Here is a 15346-nt window from a genome sequence, read left to right as displayed (position 1 = left end):
CCGGGCTGTGTGGCGATCGGGACCCCGGCCACGCCGTGACGAGCCCGATCCGGAACAGTAAAACCCAGGCGGTCGCCTTGTTCCATGCCACTTTAGTGCAAAGTTTGGAACCGTTCTACGGTTTCGCCTTGCAGGTCAAGCCCTTGCGGCGGACGGCGCCAGGAGGCGCCAGCTTAGAAACATTTCAGATTGGCGTCCGCCTGGGCACGCTCGAAGTCGGCGATCAGCTGCTTGGCCCAGGCCGCCTCGCGGAAGAAGCCGGCGCGCGCGCCGGTGACCTGCTGCATGGTCATCACGGTCTCCGCGCGCTCGTACTGTTCGTAGGGCATGCGCTCGGCGATGGCGTCGATGCTGCAGGAGCATTTCTGCAGCATCTCCGCCGTCTGCCCGTTGGCGGCCATGCAGGTGAAGACGTATTCGGCGCGCGCCGCGGTCGGGTAGTCGTTGGCCGCCGCGGGAGCGGCCGGCGCGGCCAACCCGGCCACCAGCAGCAGGGCCGGGGTGGAGAAGGGATGGGTCACGGGCGGGCCTCCGTGTGGCTGTGCGCCTCCTGGACGGGGGCGGTCAGGGTCATCGTTTCGTCCAGCACCGGGCCGTCGGGGCCCGGCGTCACGGTCCGGACGGCGTACAGGGAGCCGGGGACCGCCTCCGACAGCACGAAACGGTACTCCTTGTGCTCGAAGGCGGGAAACCGCTCGATCAGCTCGACCGCGACGTAGGGGTGCACCACCACCTCGGTGGCCGGCACCTCGCGGCCCTTCCAGGAGACGGTGGTGGCCGTCACCTCCGCCGTCGACGCCGCGAAGGCGTTGCGCAGGCGGTTGCGGAAGTAGAGTTCCGAACCGCCGGTCAACCGCTTCATCTCCCGCGCGTCGCGTTCCAGGAACAGCATGATGAGCGGGTTGCCGTTGAACTTCGCCATCGGCTCGAAGGCGATCGCGCGGTCGCCGGTGAGGAAGTGGAAGCTGAGGTCCTTGCGCCCGTCGGCGGCGACCGCGGTCACCGTCATCTCCACCGTGTCGGTGAAGCCGGGCTCCATCGTCCCCGCCTTGTCGAAGCGGTAGCGCAGCGTCGTCCCGTCGTTCAGGTCGCGCAGATGGTTGGTGTCGAACAGCAGCGCCTGGGCGCGCGTCAGCTCGAACGCGGCCACGGGCACCGCCACCGGCGCCGCCAGCAGAACGGCGGCCAATGCTGCCGCCAATCCCGTCCTGAGCCACACGGTCATGCCGGTCGTCCTCCCTCGTTCCTTCTTGTCAGTTCCCCCGAGTGTACCTGCCGCCGGTGCGTGCGCGGATCATAGACTTTCGTCCAATTGGACCACGACAAGAAGTTCTGTAGCATCGTTAATACTGCACTGCACAGGGACTAGAGACGATGAACATGCCGCAGGCTCTCGCGGCCGGGCTCGCCCCGCGAAACGGCAGGAAGCCCATGGCGAAGACTTATCGAATTCGCGTCAAGGACCTGGTGTTGATGTGCAGCATCGGCGTCTATGCGCACGAGAAGACGAAGCCGCAGCGGGTGCGCATCAATCTCGAGATGACGGTGCGGCAGAGCGTGACGCCGGTGGACGACGACATCGCCAACGTCGTCTCCTACGACGCGACGATCCAGAGCATCAAGGCGCTGGTCGCCGGCGGCCACATCAACCTGGTGGAGACGCTGGCCGACTCCATCGCCGACATCTGCCTGGCCGACGGCCGGGTGGAGAGCGTGCGGCTGTCGGTGGAGAAGCTCGACGTGTTCGCGGAGACCGACGGCGTCGGCGTGGAGATCGAGCGCTCCCAGGCCGAGACCTGAGGGCGGAGCGGCGCCATGGTGCGAGCGCAGGCGGCCCCCCGCCCCTGGGTGGTCAAGATCGGCGGCAGCCTGGCGGCGGGGCCGCACACCCTGCGCGACTGGCTGCGGGCGGTGGAGGCCGGCCGCCGCCGTGCCGTGGTGGTTCCCGGCGGCGGCCCCTTCGCCGATGCGGTCCGCGCCGCCCAGGCGGCGCTGGGCTTCGACGATTCCACCGCCCACCGCATGGCCCTGTTGGCGATGGAGCAGTACGGGGCGGCCCTGTGCGCCCTGGCGCCGGGATTCGTTCCGGCGGCGACGCCCGACGACATGGTGCGGGCGCGTCGCGACGGGTTGGTGCCGGTGTGGGCGCCGAGCGCGCTGGCGCTCGCCGCCGCCGAGATCCCGCACCGTTGGGAGGTCACCTCCGACAGCCTCGCCGCCTGGCTGGCCGGGCGCCTCGACGCCGAGGCGCTGGTGCTGGTAAAGTCGGCGCCGCGGCCGGCCGACGGCACGCCGCTGGAGACGGTGATGGAGCAGGGGCTGGTCGACCCGGCCTTCTCCCGCTTCGCGCCGCCCGGCTGCGCCGTCGCCTGCCTCGGACCCGGCGATCCGCGGGTTCTGGCGGCGGCGCTGGCCGGGCAGGGTGGCCTGCCCGGGCAACTCGCCACGGCATCCGCCGGGGTGTGGGAGGTGGCATGCTGACGACCCGGCTCTACCCGCGCCTCGCCTGGGCGGTCACCGGCTCCGGGCACTTCCTGACCGAGTGCCTGGAGCTGATGGACGGCCTGCCCGACTTCGACCTGTTCGTCAGCGCCGCCGCCGACGAGGTGGTGCGCATGTACCGGCGCGGCGGCGTGCGCTGGCCGGAGAACACGCGGGTGTTCCGCGACCGCACCGCCAGCGCCGTGCCGGTGGGGCGCTTCTACCGCGGCCACTACCACACGCTCGTGGTGGCGCCGGCGACGTCCAACACCATCGCCAAGGCGGTGTGGGGGATTTCCGACACGCTCGTCACCAACGTTCTGGCCCAGGCCGGCAAGTGCCGCGTGCCGACCATCGTCTTCGCCTGCGACACCGCGCCGGAGATGGACACCGAGGCGCCCGACGGCATGGTGAAGGTCTATCCCCGGCGCATCGACCTGGAGAACGTCGAGCGGCTGCGCGGCTTCGAGGCGACGACCGTCGTCGACAGCGTCGCCGGTCTCGCCGCGGCGCTGCGGGAGCGGGCGGAATGCCAGAGCGCATCCTCTTCCTGACCGGCCACCTCGCCGAGCGGCGGCTGCGCCAGGTGCTGGACGCCATGGCGCCGCCCTTCGCCTGGGAGGTGCGCGACATCGGCGTGCAGGTCGCCGGCCTGATGACCGCCGACCTCGTGCGCCGGCGCCTGGGCGACCTCGGCGGCGCCACCCGGGTGATGCTGCCGGGGCGCTGCCGCGGCGACCTGGCGCCGCTGGCCGACGCCTTCGGCGTGCCGTTCGAGCGGGGCCCGGACGAGCTGATCGACCTGCCCGACCATTTCGGCCGCGCCCGCGTCGCCCTGGCCGAGGAGCCGGCGGGCCCGGCGGCGCTGATCTTCGCCGAGATCGTCGAGGCGCCGACCCTGTCGGTCGCGGCCATCCTGGAGCGCGCGGCGGCGCTGCGGGCCGAGGGCGCCGACGTGGTCGACCTCGGCGGCCTGCCCGGCACCCCGTTCCCCCACCTGGAGGAGGCGGTGGCGGCGCTGGCCGCCGCCGGCCACCGGGTCAGCGTCGATTCCGGCGACGTCGCCGAGCTGCGCCGGGGTGCGGCGGCGGGGGCGGAGTTCCTGCTGAGCCTGACCGAGGAGACCCTCGACCTCGCCTGGGAGACGGCGGCGGTGCCGGTGCTGATCCCGGCGCGGCCCGGCGACCTCGACTCCCTGGAGCGGGCGGCGCGCCGGCTGCTGGACGCCGGGCGGCCGTTCTACGCCGACCCGATCCTCGACCCCGTGGGCAGCGGCTTCACGGAGTCGGTGGTGCGCTACCACGCCTTCCGCCGCCGCCTGCCGGAGGCGCCGATGCTGATGGGGGTGGGCAACGTCACCGAGCTGACCGACGCCGACACCACCGGCCTCAGCGCGCTGCTGATGGCGATGGTGGAGGAACTGGCGATCGGCGCCGTCCTGGTGGTGCAGGTCAGCCCGCACTGCCGCCACGCCGTGCGCGAGACGGCGGCGGCGCGGCGGCTGATGCGCGCGGCGGTGGCCGCCGGGGTGCCGCCGGCGCGCATGGACCCGGCGCTGCTCTGCCTGCGCGACCGCCGCCCTTTCGCCAGCACGCCGGCCGAGATCGCCGAGACCGCCGCCGGGGTGCGCGACCCCAACTTCCGCATCGAGGCGGCCGAGGACGGCGTCCACGTCTACAACCGCGACGGCCACCACGTCGCCGGCGATCCGTTCGAGCTGTGGCGCCGCATCGCCGTCGACGACCCGGCGCACGCCTTCTATCTCGGCGTCGAGATGGCGCGCGCGCAGATCGCCGCCCAGCTCGGCAAGCGCTACGCCCAGGACCGCGAGCTCTCCTGGGGCGTGGCCGGGACCGGGCGGGCCGACGTTCCCCTCCCGCCCCGGGAGAGGGCCTCTCGCGAAACGGGAGAGGCAGAGGAACCGGAGGCCGCCTCATGATCCGCGAGATCGTCGTCGTCACCCTCGACCCCGACGGCAGCCCGCACGCGGCGCCCATGGGGCTGATCGCGGCGCCCGGTGCTGCGCCGGTGCTGGCGCCGTTCCGGCCCTCGCGCACGCTCGACAACCTGATGCAGCGGCGCCAGGCGGTGCTGAACTACACCGACGACGTCCGTGTCTTCGCCGGCTGCGTGTGCGGGCGCAAGAGCTGGCCGACGCGGCCGGCGGCGCGGGTCGCCGGCGGCGTGCTCGAGGGCGCGCTGGCCCACGCCGAGGCCGAGGTGGCGGCGGTCGAGGACGACCCCGTGCGGCCGCGCTTCTCCCTGCGCATCGTCCACGAGGAGACGCACGCGCCGTTCCGCGGCCTCAACCGCGCCAAGGCGGCGGTGATCGAGGGCGCCGTGCTGGTGTCGCGCCTGCACCTGCTGCCCGCCGCCCGCATCGACGCGGAGATGGAGCATCTCGCCGTCGCCGTCGATAAGACCGCCGATCCCGAGGAGCGGGAGGCCTGGCAGTGGCTGGTCGACCACATCGCCGCCTGGCGGGCGGGGAAGGCGGCGTGATGCGGCTGCTGGCCAGCGTCAAGGACCCGGCGGAGGCGGCGCTGGCGGTGGCCGGCGGCGCCGATCTCGTCGACCTCAAGAACCCCGCCGCGGGCGCCCTCGGCGCGCTGCCGGCGGCGACCCTGCGCGCCTGCGTCGCCGCGGTCGCCGGCGGGCGGCCGGTCAGCGCCACCATCGGCGACGTGCCGCTGCGCCCCGGTCCGGTGCTGGCGGCGGTGACGGCGACCGCCGCGACCGGCGTCGACATCGTCAAGATCGGCCTGTTTCCCGGCGATTCCGACGGCTGCCTGCGGGCGCTGGCGCCACGCGCGGCCGCCGGGCTGCGGCTGGTGGCGGTGCTGTTCGCCGACCGCGTGCCCGACTTCGGCGTGCTCGAGCGGCTGGCGGCGGCCGGCTTCGCCGGCGCCATGCTCGACACCGCCGGCAAGGAGTCGGGGCCGCTGACCCGCCATCTCGACGCGGCGGCGCTGGCCGGCTTCGTGGCGCGGGCGCGCGGGCTGGGGCTGATGGCCGGGCTGGCGGGATCGCTGCGGGTCGGCGACGTCGCCGGGCTGGCGGCGGCCGGGCCCGACTATCTCGGCTTCCGCGGCGCGCTGTGCGGCGACGGCCGCGCCGGAGCGCTCGACCCGGCGCGCCTGGCGGCGGTGCGGCGCGCCGTTCAGGCGAGCAGCCGCGCCACCGCCACGGCCGGGGCGCAGCACGCCGCCCGGTCGGCGTGGCCGCCGTCGGCGCCCAGCACGGCGGCGACGTCGACGTAGGGCCGCCCGAGGCGGCGGGCGAGCTCGGCGGCGAGCGCCCGGCCGACGCCGGCGCCGACCACCGGCGCGTCGTCGCCGGTCGGCACGGTGGAGAGCACGAGGTGGGCGGCCTCGACGATCCCGGCCATCTGCCGCTCCACCAGCGCGGCGGCGAGGCGGCGCCAAGCGGCGCCGTCGCCCTCGTCGAGGTCGACGCCGATGCAGCGGCCGAGACGCCGGGCGCTGGCCTCGGCGGTCTTGGGCCCGCCGTCGGCCGCCGGGTGCTGGTCGGCCTCCTCGTCCAGCCGGCCGAGCACGCGCTGGGCGTCGGCCATGGTGGCGAAGTGCTCGGCCATCACCGGCACGCGGGCGCCGCGCCAGGGCAGGGCGTCGGCCACCGCCATCACCGGCGTGCGGGTCAGGCCGGTGTAGACCAGTTCGCCGGCGAGCAGGCGTTCGCGGTCGCTGCGCCCGGCGGCGGCGACCCGGCCGCCGGCCACCGGCACGAGGTCGGTGGTGGTGCTGCCGACGTCGGCCACCAGGGCGGCGGGGAGGCGGCGGGCGACCACCGCCGCCGTCGCCAGCCAGTTGGCCGAGGCGACCTCCGGCACCGCGGCCGCGGCGGCCCCGGCGCTCAGGAAGCCGGCGGTTCCGGCCCAGAAGCGCGCCTCGCCGGGCAGCCGGGCGGCGGTGGCGCCGACCAGCGCGGCGACCCCGGCGGCCCGGCTGGGAAACAGGTCGACCAGCTCGCCGGTCATCGTCACGGCGTGGCGCGGCGCCGCGGGGAACGCCGCCAGGATCGCGTCGAAGGCGGCGTCCAGCTGGTCCAGCCCCTCCCACAGCCGGCACGGCACCTGCCGCACCGCGCCGAGCCGGCCGTCGCCGTCGATCCAGGCGGCCTTGAGATGGGCGCCGCCGAGGTCCCAGCCGATGATGGGCGTCATGGGGTCTCCTGTTGCCTCGATGCCCTCCCCCGGCGGCGCCGGGGGAGGGAAGGATCTCACACCCGCACCTCGACCGCCCGGCCCGCGGCCGGAAGCGGCAGGTCGGGCGGGGCGTCGGCGAGCGCCAGGGCGGCGGGGTTGCGGGCGAGCGCCTCGTGCAGGCCGACGTAGGAGGTGGTGAGCCGCGGGTTCACCTCCACCACCACCGGGCCGCCGTCGGCGAGGATCAGGTCGACGCCGACGTGGCCCCACAGGCCGGGGAAGGCCGCCGCCACCGCCTGCGCCAGCGGGGCGACCTCGGCGGCGCGGTGGTTGAGGGCGCCGACGACGCTGCCGCGGTAGCCGAGGGCGCCGTCGGCCTCCTCGTCGATGAGCTGGCGGTTGACCGCCAGCAGCCAGGCGCGGCCGTCGCGGCACAGCAGCGACAGGCTGGCCGGCACGCCCGGCACGAAGGGCTGGACGACGTACCCGGGATGGGGGTCGGCGGCGCGCCACGCCGCCAGGGCCGCCGCGTCGCGCAGGTGGCGCACGCCCTCGGCGCCGGCGCCGTCGTCGGGCTTGACGATCCAGCCGTGGGCGGACGGCGGCTCGGCCCAGGGCGGGTGGGCCGGCACCGCGGGCACCCCGGCGGCGGCCAGCCGCTCGGCGGTGGCGCGCTTGCCGGCGGTGTGCGCCACCGCGTCCGGCGCGCTGCCCAGCAGCGTGCGCCGCTCGGCCAGGACGAGCCGCGACAGGCGCTCCAGCAGGCCGTCGCTCTCCGGCGCGATCGGCCACACCGCGTCGTGGGCGGCGATCGCCGCCGCCCAGGCCGGCCACGGGTCGGCGCCGTCCACCCAATGGACCCGCGCCGGGGCGTCGGGCGGCGGCAGCGCGCGGTCGCGCGCCACCGTCGCTTGCACGCCCGCGACGCCCATGAGATCGTTCGCCAGCGCGCACGCCATGCGCTCGCCCTCGTGCCGCAGGGCGGCGAAGGGCCCTTCGGCGACGCGGCCGCCGAGGCCGCCGCCGGTCACGTACTCGCACACCAGGATCCGCCGCGTCATGGACCTCGTTCCCGTCATCGATCTCCTCGGGGGAGCCGTCGTGCACGCCCGCCGCGGCGACCGCGACCGCTACCTACCGATCCGCTCGTCCCTGTGCCGGGGCAGCGATCCGGAGACGGTGGTGGCCGCCCTCCTGGCGCTGCACCCCTTCGCCAGCCTCTACGTCGCCGACCTCGACGCCATCCAGGGCCGCGGCGACCACGGCGCCGTCCTCACCCGGCTGGCCCGGCGCTTTCCCGGTCTCGACCTCTGGGTCGACGGCGCGGCGGCGACGCCGGCGCGGGCGCTGGTTCTGCTCGACCAGGGCGCCGGCACCGTCGTCGTCGGCAGCGAAACGCTGGCCGCCGCCGCCGACCTCGCGGCGATCCGCGCGGCGGTGGCCGACGACCGCCTGGCCCTCTCCCTCGACCACCGCGGCGACTCCTTCGTCGGGCCGCCGGAACTGGAGACCGCCGCCGCGGCATGGCCGTCGCGGGTGATCGCCATGACCCTGGCCCGCGTCGGCAGCGACGCCGGCCCGGACCTCGACCGGCTCGCCCTGGTGCGCGCCCGCGCCGGGGAACGGCGGGTCTACGCCGCCGGCGGCGTGCGCTCGCCGGCCGACCTCGCCCGCCTCGCCGCCGCCGGGGCCGCCGGGGTGCTGCTCGCCAGCGCCCTGCACGACGGCCGGATCGCCGCCGCGGACCTCGCCGCCGTGCGTCGGTCCGCGTCCGGAGGAGCGGGGGGCTAGAGGCAAAAAAACGGCCGGCTTGCGCCGGCCGAGCGGAGGATTCGCACCCTGACCCCCGGCACCGCCGGAGCTTAATGGCCGGACGCGGGGTGCCGGCCGAGAACGTAGTTGAGCAAACGCATCCCGAGGCTTTCCTTGGACGGACTCTTGCTGATTTCCTGCGCCTCGGACACGCCGCGGGACTTTCAAGCCGGCTCGGGCTCCGCCGCGGCGAAGGGATGGGAGACCGAGCCCATGGTGTCGAGCATGGCCTGGGCGGTCGGCTCGCCGTCGACGGCGCGCTGGATCGCCATCTTGGTGGCCTCGTAGTTGTACTTCTGGATCTTGGCGTCGTCGGCCGCCTCCCAGTGGATGAAGACGCCGACGCAGATGAAGAGGTCGTCGGCCTCGTGCACCGGGATCACGCCTTCCTTCACGGAATCGGCCACCGCCATGGCGACGCCGCGCTGGGCCGGCCCGAACATCTGGACGGCCTGGCGGGCGTCCTTGATCGTCACCTTGTTGAACATGACCGTCGCCGGCTTGCACATCAGGTTGGGCCCGATGACGGCGAGCAGCGCGGTGAAACCGTCCTTGTTGTTGGTCAGGCTGGTGGCGAAGGCGGTTTCGGCGGCGCTGCCGCGCGGGCCGATGATCAGGTCGATGTGCGCGACCTCGTTGCCGTCGCCGACCAGGGCCTCGCCAATCACCATCTTGGCGATCTTTGCCATAGAAGTCCTCCCGTGTTCGCGTTGGGGCTCGCCACCCGGTGGCACCCGTGGACGCCGGGCGCACCCGGCGGGGCACCGCTGACGGCAGGTCAGAGGTGGTCTCGTGAAATAGATGCCTGGACCGACTTGCGGAAATCGTTCGCAACTTCAGTATTGGGCAGGACGAACCTTACCCCATGTCAATGGGCCGATGTAATTGGACTAAAGTCCAAACCGCGACGTTTGCCGCCGACGAGGCGGTGCACGAGCAGGCTGGCGACGGTGAGATCGGCGCTGGTGCCGGGATTGAGGCCGTCGCGGCGCAGGCGCGCGTCGAAGCGGCGCAGCGCCTCCTCCCGGGTGCGGGGATCGCCGGCGGCGGCGGCCACCGCGGCGTCGATCGCCGCCGCCTCGTCCTGGACCGCGCGCGCCGCGGCGTCGCCGTGCTTGCGGGCGATGTGGCTGTCGGGGGCGCTGGCGAGGAAGGCGAGATAGGCCGCGGTGGTCGCCCACTCCGCCGGCACGCCGCGGTCCAGCGCCTCGGCCAGGCGGCGGCGGCCGAGGTCGAAGACGTCGGCGTAGCCGTCGGCGTACTGGCGGGCGACGCGGTCGCGCGGGGCGGCGGCGCGCATCGCCTCCAGGAGCGTGACCGTCGGCGCGCTGCGCACGTCGTGCTCGGCCGCCGCGCCGAGGCCGGCGGGTGCCGCCAGCACGATGGCGCGGAAGGCGAGCGCCGCGTCCTCGACGGTCAGCGCGGCGAGGGTGCGGGCGAGGGCGGCGCGCAGAGGGTGGTCGCGTCGGACCCCCCTCCCGGCCTCCCCCCACTGCGCGGGGGGAGGAGAAAAGCCCTCCCCCGCGCAGTGGGGGAGGGTTGGGTGGGGGGCCGCCGCGACCATCTCCACCGCCGCCTCCACCAGCGGCGCCGCCAGCAGGACGATGCCGAGGTTGGTGTTGTGGCCGACGGCGGCGCGGGTCGCCGCGACGGCGCGCAGGATGCGGGCGCCGACGCCGGGCGGGCCGGCGCACAGAGCCGTTGCGGCGACCGCCGCGCTGGTGGCGAAGTCGGCCAGCAGCGCCCCGACGCCGGCGGCGTGGCGGTGCACGTTGCCGGGCTTCAGCGCCGCCAGCTCGTCCAGGCAGGCGTCCCGCACCGCCTCCTCAAGCTCCTCACGGGGCGGCGGCATGGATGCGCCCCAGCACGTGCTCGACCACCAGGGCGGCGATGTCGACCCCGGCCACGCTCTGCAGCCCCTGCCAGGCCGGCATGCTGTTGACCTCCAGCACGGCGAGCGCGCCGGAGGCGTCGCGGATCAGGTCGACCCCGGCGACCTCGGCGCCGACCGCCGCCGCCGCCGCCTCGGCCATCGCCTCCAGCTCGCGGTCGCCGCGCACCGCCTCGCAGCGGGCGCCGCGGTGGACGTTGGTCACCCAGTCCCCGGCGATCCTCGCCATGGACGCGACGGCGCGGCCGCCGATCACGAACACCCGCCAGTCGCGGTAGGGACCGCCCTCGGCGCCGGCGACGAAGCGCTGCAGGTAGTAGACCCCGTCCGTGGCGACCAGGGCGTCGCCGCGGTCGAGGCGGCGCACGTCGCGCCCCTGCGAGCCGAACAGCGGCTTCTGCACCAGGGCGCCGCCGTCGTCGAGGGCGCGGCGCAGGGCCGCCGCCGCCCGCTCGGGGTCGGCGGTCGCCCAGGTCTCGGGGGTGGGGATGCCGGCGCGGTGCAGCAGGAAGCTGGTCATCGCCTTGTCGACGCAGCGCTCGATGGCGCGGGCCTCGTTGACCACCGGCACCCCGAGGTGGCCCAGCGCGTGCAGCACGTCGAGGCGCAAGGTCACCGGCTCGAAGCCGCCGCCGGCGACGGTGCGCACCAGGGCGGCGTCCGGCGGGCCGCCGGCGAGGCCGGGGATGCGCAGGCCCCAGGAGCCGGGCGCCACGACGACGTCGACCGTCTGCAGCGACACCACCAGCGGCTCCACCGCCGCCGCGCGGAAGGCGCGGACGAGGCGGCCGACGTGCCAGGAATCGCCGGATTCGGCGAACAGGACGACCCGATCAGCCATCGCCCAGCCCGAACGACCGCGCCACCAGGTCGGGGCGCAGGGCGCCGGTGCGGAAGGTGCGGCCGCTGGCGAGCGCCGTCACCGCCGCCGCCGCCGGGCTGAAGAGGTGGCCGTCGATGGCGTAGAAGTCGTAGTTGACGGCGGCGAACAGCTCGGCGAAGGGGCGGCCGAAGTCGCGCGAGGCGGCGCTCGGCAGGCCCTCGGCGAGGGCCCGCGCCTCGTCCTCCGGGCCGTCGACGAAGAGGTGGACCGAGCCGCCGTAGAGGATGGCGTCGTTGGTGCGGCCCATCGCCTGCAGGAAGTCCGCCCCCGGCGGCGGCAGCGGCGCGCTGGCGGCGCCGTCGACGATGCGCTCCAGCGGGAAGTGCAGGGTGTGCGCCTTGTGCAGCGCCACCTCCAGCACCCGCGCCACCACCTGGACGGTGCCGGCGAGGCTCTGGGTCGGCGTCAGCACGAAGGTCAGGGCGTCGGGCGTCACGCCGCACATGCCGGCGACCTCGAGGCACAGCTCGGCCGGCGGCGGCCGGTCGGTCTCCAGCACGAGGACGGCGCGGTCGGCGCGGTCATGGTAGCCCAGCTCGGCGAACAGCTCCTCGCGCGCCGCCAGCGCCCGTCCGGGCCCGGAGCCGAGGGCGCCCCAGGCCGCCTCCCCGGTGCCGTGGGACAGCGACAGCCCGGCGTACTGGCTGCCCAGGCAGGCCAGCACCGGGTCGCTCGCGGTGACGGCGAGCGCGAAGGGCGTGGGGCCGGCGGACGGCACCACCGCGACCCGGCCCAGGCCGCCCAGGCAGATCTCGGCGATGCGCCGCCCGGCCTCGATGCCGCCGCGCACGGCGATGCCGCCGTCGACGATGGTGGCGCCGGAGCGGCAGCGGCCGACGCCGAGGCGCAGCGCGTCGGCGCCGTCCACCAGTTCGGCCACCAGCGGCGCGGCGAGGCGGGAGACGCTGGGCCGGCCGGGCGCGGCGTCAGGAGAGGCGGTGTCGGTCATGGCACCCTTCCGGTCGGGAGGGCGGCCGGCACGGGGCGGCCGCCTCCAAGGTGGACAGCAGGCGGGCGGCGCGGCGGCGCGCCCGCCGCGCCGCATCGGCGGCGTCGGCGGCCTCGGCCACCACCGTGCACAACGGCGCGCCGGCGGGAACCGTGCCGCCCTGGTGCGACGGGCGGGCGCAGGGCCGGTCGGCGCTCCAGGCCGGCCAGGCGAACCAGGGCGGCACGGCCAGGGCGGTGCGGGCGTAGAGGACGGCGACGGCGCGCGCACCCCGCCGCTCCGGCAGCGGGCCGGGATCGGGGGCCAGGCCGAAGGCGGCGAGATGGCGGGCGAAGAGGAGGGGATCGTCGGCCAGCACGTCGAGCGAGGCGCCGGGGCGCGGGTTGATCTCCAGCAGCCATGCCGCCTCGTCGGTCGCTATGAAGTCGACGCTGCACAGGCCGCGCAGCCCGAAGGCGCCGACCGCGGCGGCGGCGGCCTCGGCCACCCCGGCCGGCGCCGCCACCGGCCCGGCGAGGCCGCCGAAGCGGTAGGGCAGGCCGGGGGCCGGGGCGCACCAGCCGAGGGTCGCGGCGAGCACCCGCACCCCGCCGTCGTCCGCCAGCAGCTGCACCGACAGCGGCCGGCCCGGCATGCGCCGCTGGTAGCAGACGTCGCCGCCCTCGGGCGCGGCCGGCCGCACGTGCAGGCCGCCGCTGCCGCCCGGCCGCTTGACCAGCCAGCCGCGCCGGTCGCGCGGCGGCGTCCGCCGGGTCTCCGGGTGGGCGATGCCGAGGCGGGCGAGGGTGGGGAAGAGGGTTTCCGGCCGCCGCACCGCCCGCACCAGATCCGGCGGGTTGCCGGCGAGCGGCCGGCCGGCGGCCAGCGACGCGAGCCTCTCCGGCCGGCCCTCGAAGCCGCTGCCGTAGACGACGGGCACGTCCGGCGGCAGGCGGGCCGCCGCCCGCGCCAGGGCGCGGCCGGTGAAGGCGACGCGCCGGCAGTCCGCCGCGAGCGCACGGGTGTCCGCGTCGGCGAAGGCGTCGACGACGATGGGCCGCCGGCCGGCGCGCACCGCGGCGGCGGCCAGCGCCCGGCCGGCCAGGGCGCAGACGATCACCGGGCCGCCGTCGCCGGGGGGCCCCGCCTCAGCGGGTGAGGGTCCGGGCATGGGCGAAGGCCTCGGCGAAGGACAGGTACTGCCGAGTCTCGGCCTCCAGCATCCGCTGGAACAGGGCGTGCTGGACCTGGAACTTGACGTTGCCGATGGCGAGCGCGCCGATGCCGACCGCCGCCGTGCCGTCGATGGGGACGCCGTCGTCGAACAGGGTCACCCCCTCGACCCCCAGCGGCGGCACCGCGTTGATGTCGGCGGCGATGCGCAGGTCCGGGGCGGCGGCGAGGTGACGGCGGTCGAGCACCTGCATGCCGGCCTTGGCGGCGCACAGGGCGACGTCGCTGCCGCGCAGCACCGCCATCTTGTCGTCGTCGTCGATCCCGTCGGCCACCGCCAGGGTGACGCCGAAGCGGCGCGCGAACTCGGCGGCCTTCTCCTCCAGACCGCTCGGCTGGCGGTGGGCGACCAGGGTCACCGCCGCCCCGGCCTGCGCGGCGATCACCGCGGCGATGCCGCCGACCACGCCGGTCGCCCCGAACACGGCGACCCGCCGCCCGGCGAGACCGCCGGCGCCGAGGTGCTTCTCGACCACGGCGACCATCGCGGCGGCGGTGGTGAAGGCGCCGGAGGGATCGGCGAACACCGACACCTCGAAGGGCGGCTGCATGGCGCCGCGCGCCGCCTCCAGCATGTCGACGGCGAGGCCGGCGTCGCGGCCGCCGACGAAGATGCCGGTGCGCCGGCCGTCGTCGGGGGCGCGCGAGAAGATGACGTCCTGGGTGAAGGCGGTGACCTCGTCGAGGCGCAGCCCGGTGTAGGGCGTCACGGCGTCGAAGCCGGCGTCGTGGGCCATGTTGACGTCGAACGGGCTCATGTTGGCGAGCGGCGTCAGGGCGTGCAGCAGGGAGCGTTTGGTCATGGCGGGTGTCCAGAGAGCGGGGGCCGGCGGCGGTCAGCCGCCCGTCGAGGGGGGGATCGTCGAGGGGGTGATCGCGGCGCCCCGGTTGCGGCCGCGGACGATCCGGAAGTCGAGCCCGGGCGTGTCGGCGAAGGCGGTGCGCGCCGCCTCGGCCAGCGCCCGCGCCTCGGCCTCGCTGGCGACCAGGGCGAAGCCGGTGGGCCCCCACGAGGACTGGCCGACGCCGGCGATCCCCCGCGCCTCGAACCAGGCCAGCGCGCGGGCGACGTCGGGACTGGTGAAGACGCCGCCCTGGCAGGCGGCGAAATGCTCGCCCATCGCCCGCTGCAGGGTGCCGACGGCGGCGGCGAAGCGGTCGAGGTCGCCCTCGGCGAGCGCCGGCAGCGCCTGCATCAGCATCAGCCGGCACAGGTCGGGGGCGGCGCGGAAGTCGGGCAGCCGGTGGAAGGCGGCGGTCTCGGCCGAGCCGTGGACGCCCTGGCGGGCGTGGTCGAACACCAGCACGATGCGCCAGTCCACGGGGAACGCCATGCGCGCGACGATGGGGGCGATGCCGCCGTCGGGCCCGCAGCCGCCGTCCAGCAGCACGCCGCCCTCGGCGAAGGCGGCGATGCCGATGCCCGACCGCTTGCCGCGCCCGAGCGCGGCGGCGATGCGGCGGGCCGGCCAGTCGGCGCCGGCCAGGCGCGCCGCCGCGGCGCCCACCGCCAGCGCGATCTGGGTGCCGGAGCCGAGGCCGGTGTGGGCCGGCACGGCGCGCCGCACCGTCAGCTCCGCCGTCTCGGGCAGGCCGAGGCGCTGGGCCATGGCGGTGTAGGCGGCGTAGGCGCGCTCGGCGTCGGGACCCTCGGCGCGGCGGCGCGGCGAGGCCGCCAGCCGCACCTCGGTGCCGAGCTCGTCCAGGGTGATGCCGAGGCTGCCGAAGCGCCGCCCCAGCGCGCCGTCGAGATCGAGGAAGCCCAGATGCAGGCGCGCCGGGGCGAACACCGTGACGGCGGTCAGCGGCGCCGGATCGGGCGCGGGCTGGGACGTCCGGACCATGTGCATCGCCGTGATCCCCTCGGGCGGACTGAACATCCTGCAAATGCTCGCTCGCATCCTTTGCCGCGTCAACTCTGCACGGCAAGTCGAACCATTCAACTTAAGTCCA

General features: G+C 75.8%; 18 protein-coding genes. 7 read left to right on the top strand and 11 right to left on the bottom strand.

The window, feature by feature from the left end; genetic code table 11:
* Positions 1-173 precede the first annotated feature (173 nt).
* Positions 174-521 carry a hypothetical protein gene (locus ACSBPG_RS15620; protein WP_435538107.1) on the bottom strand — a complete coding sequence of 116 codons (348 nt, stop codon included), beginning with the start codon at positions 519-521 and terminating at the stop codon, positions 174-176.
* Positions 518-1225: a hypothetical protein gene (locus ACSBPG_RS15615; RefSeq protein WP_435538106.1), complete on the bottom strand. Its 708-nt coding sequence runs from the start codon at positions 1223-1225 to the stop codon at positions 518-520. Before ACSBPG_RS15615 ends, ACSBPG_RS15620 begins: the two co-directional genes overlap by 4 nt.
* Positions 1226-1431: 206 nt before the next feature.
* On the opposite strand from ACSBPG_RS15615, the gene folB reads away from it, so the two are divergent.
* The 6 genes from folB to ACSBPG_RS15585 are packed head-to-tail and all read left to right on the top strand — an operon-like array spanning position 1432 to position 5741.
* Positions 1432-1800, top strand: a complete 369-nt coding sequence (folB, locus tag ACSBPG_RS15610) for a dihydroneopterin aldolase (RefSeq protein ID WP_435538105.1) — start codon at positions 1432-1434, stop codon at positions 1798-1800.
* Positions 1801-1815: 15 nt separating this feature from the next.
* Positions 1816-2481, top strand: a complete 666-nt coding sequence (locus tag ACSBPG_RS15605; RefSeq protein WP_435538104.1) for an aspartate/glutamate/uridylate kinase — start codon at positions 1816-1818, stop codon at positions 2479-2481.
* Entirely contained in the window at positions 2475-3035 is a 561-nt protein-coding gene (locus ACSBPG_RS15600; RefSeq protein WP_435538103.1) for a flavoprotein, read from the top strand. Before ACSBPG_RS15605 ends, ACSBPG_RS15600 begins: the two co-directional genes overlap by 7 nt.
* Entirely contained in the window at positions 3011-4420 is a 1410-nt protein-coding gene (locus tag ACSBPG_RS15595) for a DUF6513 domain-containing protein (RefSeq protein WP_435538102.1), read from the top strand. The genes ACSBPG_RS15600 and ACSBPG_RS15595 overlap by 25 nt, the downstream gene beginning before the upstream one ends.
* Positions 4417-4983: a DUF447 domain-containing protein gene (locus ACSBPG_RS15590; RefSeq protein WP_435538101.1), complete on the top strand. Its 567-nt coding sequence runs from the start codon at positions 4417-4419 to the stop codon at positions 4981-4983. Before ACSBPG_RS15595 ends, ACSBPG_RS15590 begins: the two co-directional genes overlap by 4 nt.
* A complete protein-coding gene (locus tag ACSBPG_RS15585) occupies positions 4983-5741 on the top strand; it encodes a (5-formylfuran-3-yl)methyl phosphate synthase (RefSeq protein ID WP_435538136.1) in 759 nt (252 codons plus the stop codon). Before ACSBPG_RS15590 ends, ACSBPG_RS15585 begins: the two co-directional genes overlap by 1 nt.
* Here the strand turns inward: ACSBPG_RS15585 and ACSBPG_RS15580 are convergent.
* Together ACSBPG_RS15580 and ACSBPG_RS15575 are read right to left on the bottom strand one after the other, a co-directional pair.
* Positions 5642-6664 (bottom strand): hydantoinase/oxoprolinase family protein, encoded by a 1023-nt coding sequence (locus ACSBPG_RS15580; protein WP_435538100.1) that lies wholly within the window; start codon positions 6662-6664, stop codon positions 5642-5644. The two genes, ACSBPG_RS15585 and ACSBPG_RS15580, sit on opposite strands and share 100 nt — an antisense overlap.
* A 56-nt stretch (positions 6665-6720) precedes the next feature.
* Positions 6721-7707: an ATP-grasp domain-containing protein gene (locus ACSBPG_RS15575; protein ID WP_435538099.1), complete on the bottom strand. Its 987-nt coding sequence runs from the start codon at positions 7705-7707 to the stop codon at positions 6721-6723.
* Between ACSBPG_RS15575 and ACSBPG_RS15570 the strand changes: the two genes are divergently transcribed.
* The gene (locus tag ACSBPG_RS15570; RefSeq protein ID WP_435538098.1) at positions 7706-8437 is read left to right on the top strand and encodes a HisA/HisF-related TIM barrel protein; all 732 of its coding nucleotides are present in this window, start codon (positions 7706-7708) and stop codon (positions 8435-8437) included. The genes ACSBPG_RS15575 and ACSBPG_RS15570 overlap by 2 nt on opposite strands.
* A 185-nt stretch (positions 8438-8622) precedes the next feature.
* Here the strand turns inward: ACSBPG_RS15570 and fae are convergent, their stop codons facing one another.
* The 7 genes from fae to ACSBPG_RS15535 form a co-directional block, all read right to left on the bottom strand.
* Complete coding sequence (gene fae / locus ACSBPG_RS15565) at positions 8623-9147, bottom strand: formaldehyde-activating enzyme (protein WP_435538097.1); 525 nt, start codon at positions 9145-9147, stop codon at positions 8623-8625.
* 179 nt (positions 9148-9326) lie between these two features.
* A complete protein-coding gene (locus ACSBPG_RS15560) occupies positions 9327-10310 on the bottom strand; it encodes a triphosphoribosyl-dephospho-CoA synthase (protein ID WP_435538096.1) in 984 nt (327 codons plus the stop codon).
* Positions 10294-11190 carry an ATP-grasp domain-containing protein gene (locus ACSBPG_RS15555; RefSeq protein ID WP_435538095.1) on the bottom strand — a complete coding sequence of 299 codons (897 nt, stop codon included), beginning with the start codon at positions 11188-11190 and terminating at the stop codon, positions 10294-10296. Before ACSBPG_RS15555 ends, ACSBPG_RS15560 begins: the two co-directional genes overlap by 17 nt.
* A complete protein-coding gene (gene mch, locus ACSBPG_RS15550) occupies positions 11183-12181 on the bottom strand; it encodes a methenyltetrahydromethanopterin cyclohydrolase (RefSeq protein WP_435538094.1) in 999 nt (332 codons plus the stop codon). Before mch ends, ACSBPG_RS15555 begins: the two co-directional genes overlap by 8 nt.
* Positions 12159-13331, bottom strand: coding sequence for an ATP-grasp domain-containing protein (locus tag ACSBPG_RS15545; protein WP_435538093.1), 1173 nt, complete (start codon positions 13329-13331; stop codon positions 12159-12161). Before ACSBPG_RS15545 ends, mch begins: the two co-directional genes overlap by 23 nt.
* Entirely contained in the window at positions 13309-14196 is an 888-nt protein-coding gene (locus ACSBPG_RS15540) for an NAD(P)-dependent methylenetetrahydromethanopterin dehydrogenase (RefSeq protein ID WP_435538092.1), read from the bottom strand. Before ACSBPG_RS15540 ends, ACSBPG_RS15545 begins: the two co-directional genes overlap by 23 nt.
* 33 nt (positions 14197-14229) lie before the next feature.
* The gene (locus tag ACSBPG_RS15535; protein ID WP_435538091.1) at positions 14230-15273 is read right to left on the bottom strand and encodes a beta-ribofuranosylaminobenzene 5'-phosphate synthase family protein; all 1044 of its coding nucleotides are present in this window, start codon (positions 15271-15273) and stop codon (positions 14230-14232) included.
* Between the last annotated feature and the right edge of the window lie 73 nt (positions 15274-15346).

Origin of the sequence: Azospirillum sp. ST 5-10, from assembly GCF_051225715.1 — a bacterium.
In the GTDB taxonomy this organism is placed as follows: domain Bacteria; phylum Pseudomonadota; class Alphaproteobacteria; order Azospirillales; family Azospirillaceae; genus Azospirillum.
The sequence above is the reverse complement of the archived record's forward strand: the minus strand, read 5'-3'. Positions and strand labels throughout refer to the sequence as shown.

Coding starts and splice junctions, on each gene's coding strand:
- ACSBPG_RS15615 (WP_435538106.1), bottom strand. CDS start 1,225: ATGACCGTGTGGCTCAGGACGGGATTGGCGGCAGCATTGGCCGCCGTT.
- folB (WP_435538105.1), top strand. CDS start 1,432: ATGGCGAAGACTTATCGAATTCGCGTCAAGGACCTGGTGTTGATGTGC.
- ACSBPG_RS15605 (WP_435538104.1), top strand. CDS start 1,816: ATGGTGCGAGCGCAGGCGGCCCCCCGCCCCTGGGTGGTCAAGATCGGC.
- ACSBPG_RS15600 (WP_435538103.1), top strand. CDS start 2,475: ATGCTGACGACCCGGCTCTACCCGCGCCTCGCCTGGGCGGTCACCGGC.
- ACSBPG_RS15595 (WP_435538102.1), top strand. CDS start 3,011: ATGCCAGAGCGCATCCTCTTCCTGACCGGCCACCTCGCCGAGCGGCGG.
- ACSBPG_RS15590 (WP_435538101.1), top strand. CDS start 4,417: ATGATCCGCGAGATCGTCGTCGTCACCCTCGACCCCGACGGCAGCCCG.
- ACSBPG_RS15585 (WP_435538136.1), top strand. CDS start 4,983: ATGCGGCTGCTGGCCAGCGTCAAGGACCCGGCGGAGGCGGCGCTGGCG.
- ACSBPG_RS15580 (WP_435538100.1), bottom strand. CDS start 6,664: ATGACGCCCATCATCGGCTGGGACCTCGGCGGCGCCCATCTCAAGGCC.
- ACSBPG_RS15570 (WP_435538098.1), top strand. CDS start 7,706: ATGGACCTCGTTCCCGTCATCGATCTCCTCGGGGGAGCCGTCGTGCAC.
- ACSBPG_RS15575 (WP_435538099.1), bottom strand. CDS start 7,707: ATGACGCGGCGGATCCTGGTGTGCGAGTACGTGACCGGCGGCGGCCTC.
- fae (WP_435538097.1), bottom strand. CDS start 9,147: ATGGCAAAGATCGCCAAGATGGTGATTGGCGAGGCCCTGGTCGGCGAC.
- ACSBPG_RS15560 (WP_435538096.1), bottom strand. CDS start 10,310: ATGCCGCCGCCCCGTGAGGAGCTTGAGGAGGCGGTGCGGGACGCCTGC.
- ACSBPG_RS15555 (WP_435538095.1), bottom strand. CDS start 11,190: ATGGCTGATCGGGTCGTCCTGTTCGCCGAATCCGGCGATTCCTGGCAC.
- mch (WP_435538094.1), bottom strand. CDS start 12,181: ATGACCGACACCGCCTCTCCTGACGCCGCGCCCGGCCGGCCCAGCGTC.
- ACSBPG_RS15545 (WP_435538093.1), bottom strand. CDS start 13,331: ATGCCCGGACCCTCACCCGCTGAGGCGGGGCCCCCCGGCGACGGCGGC.
- ACSBPG_RS15540 (WP_435538092.1), bottom strand. CDS start 14,196: ATGACCAAACGCTCCCTGCTGCACGCCCTGACGCCGCTCGCCAACATG.
- ACSBPG_RS15535 (WP_435538091.1), bottom strand. CDS start 15,273: ATGTTCAGTCCGCCCGAGGGGATCACGGCGATGCACATGGTCCGGACG.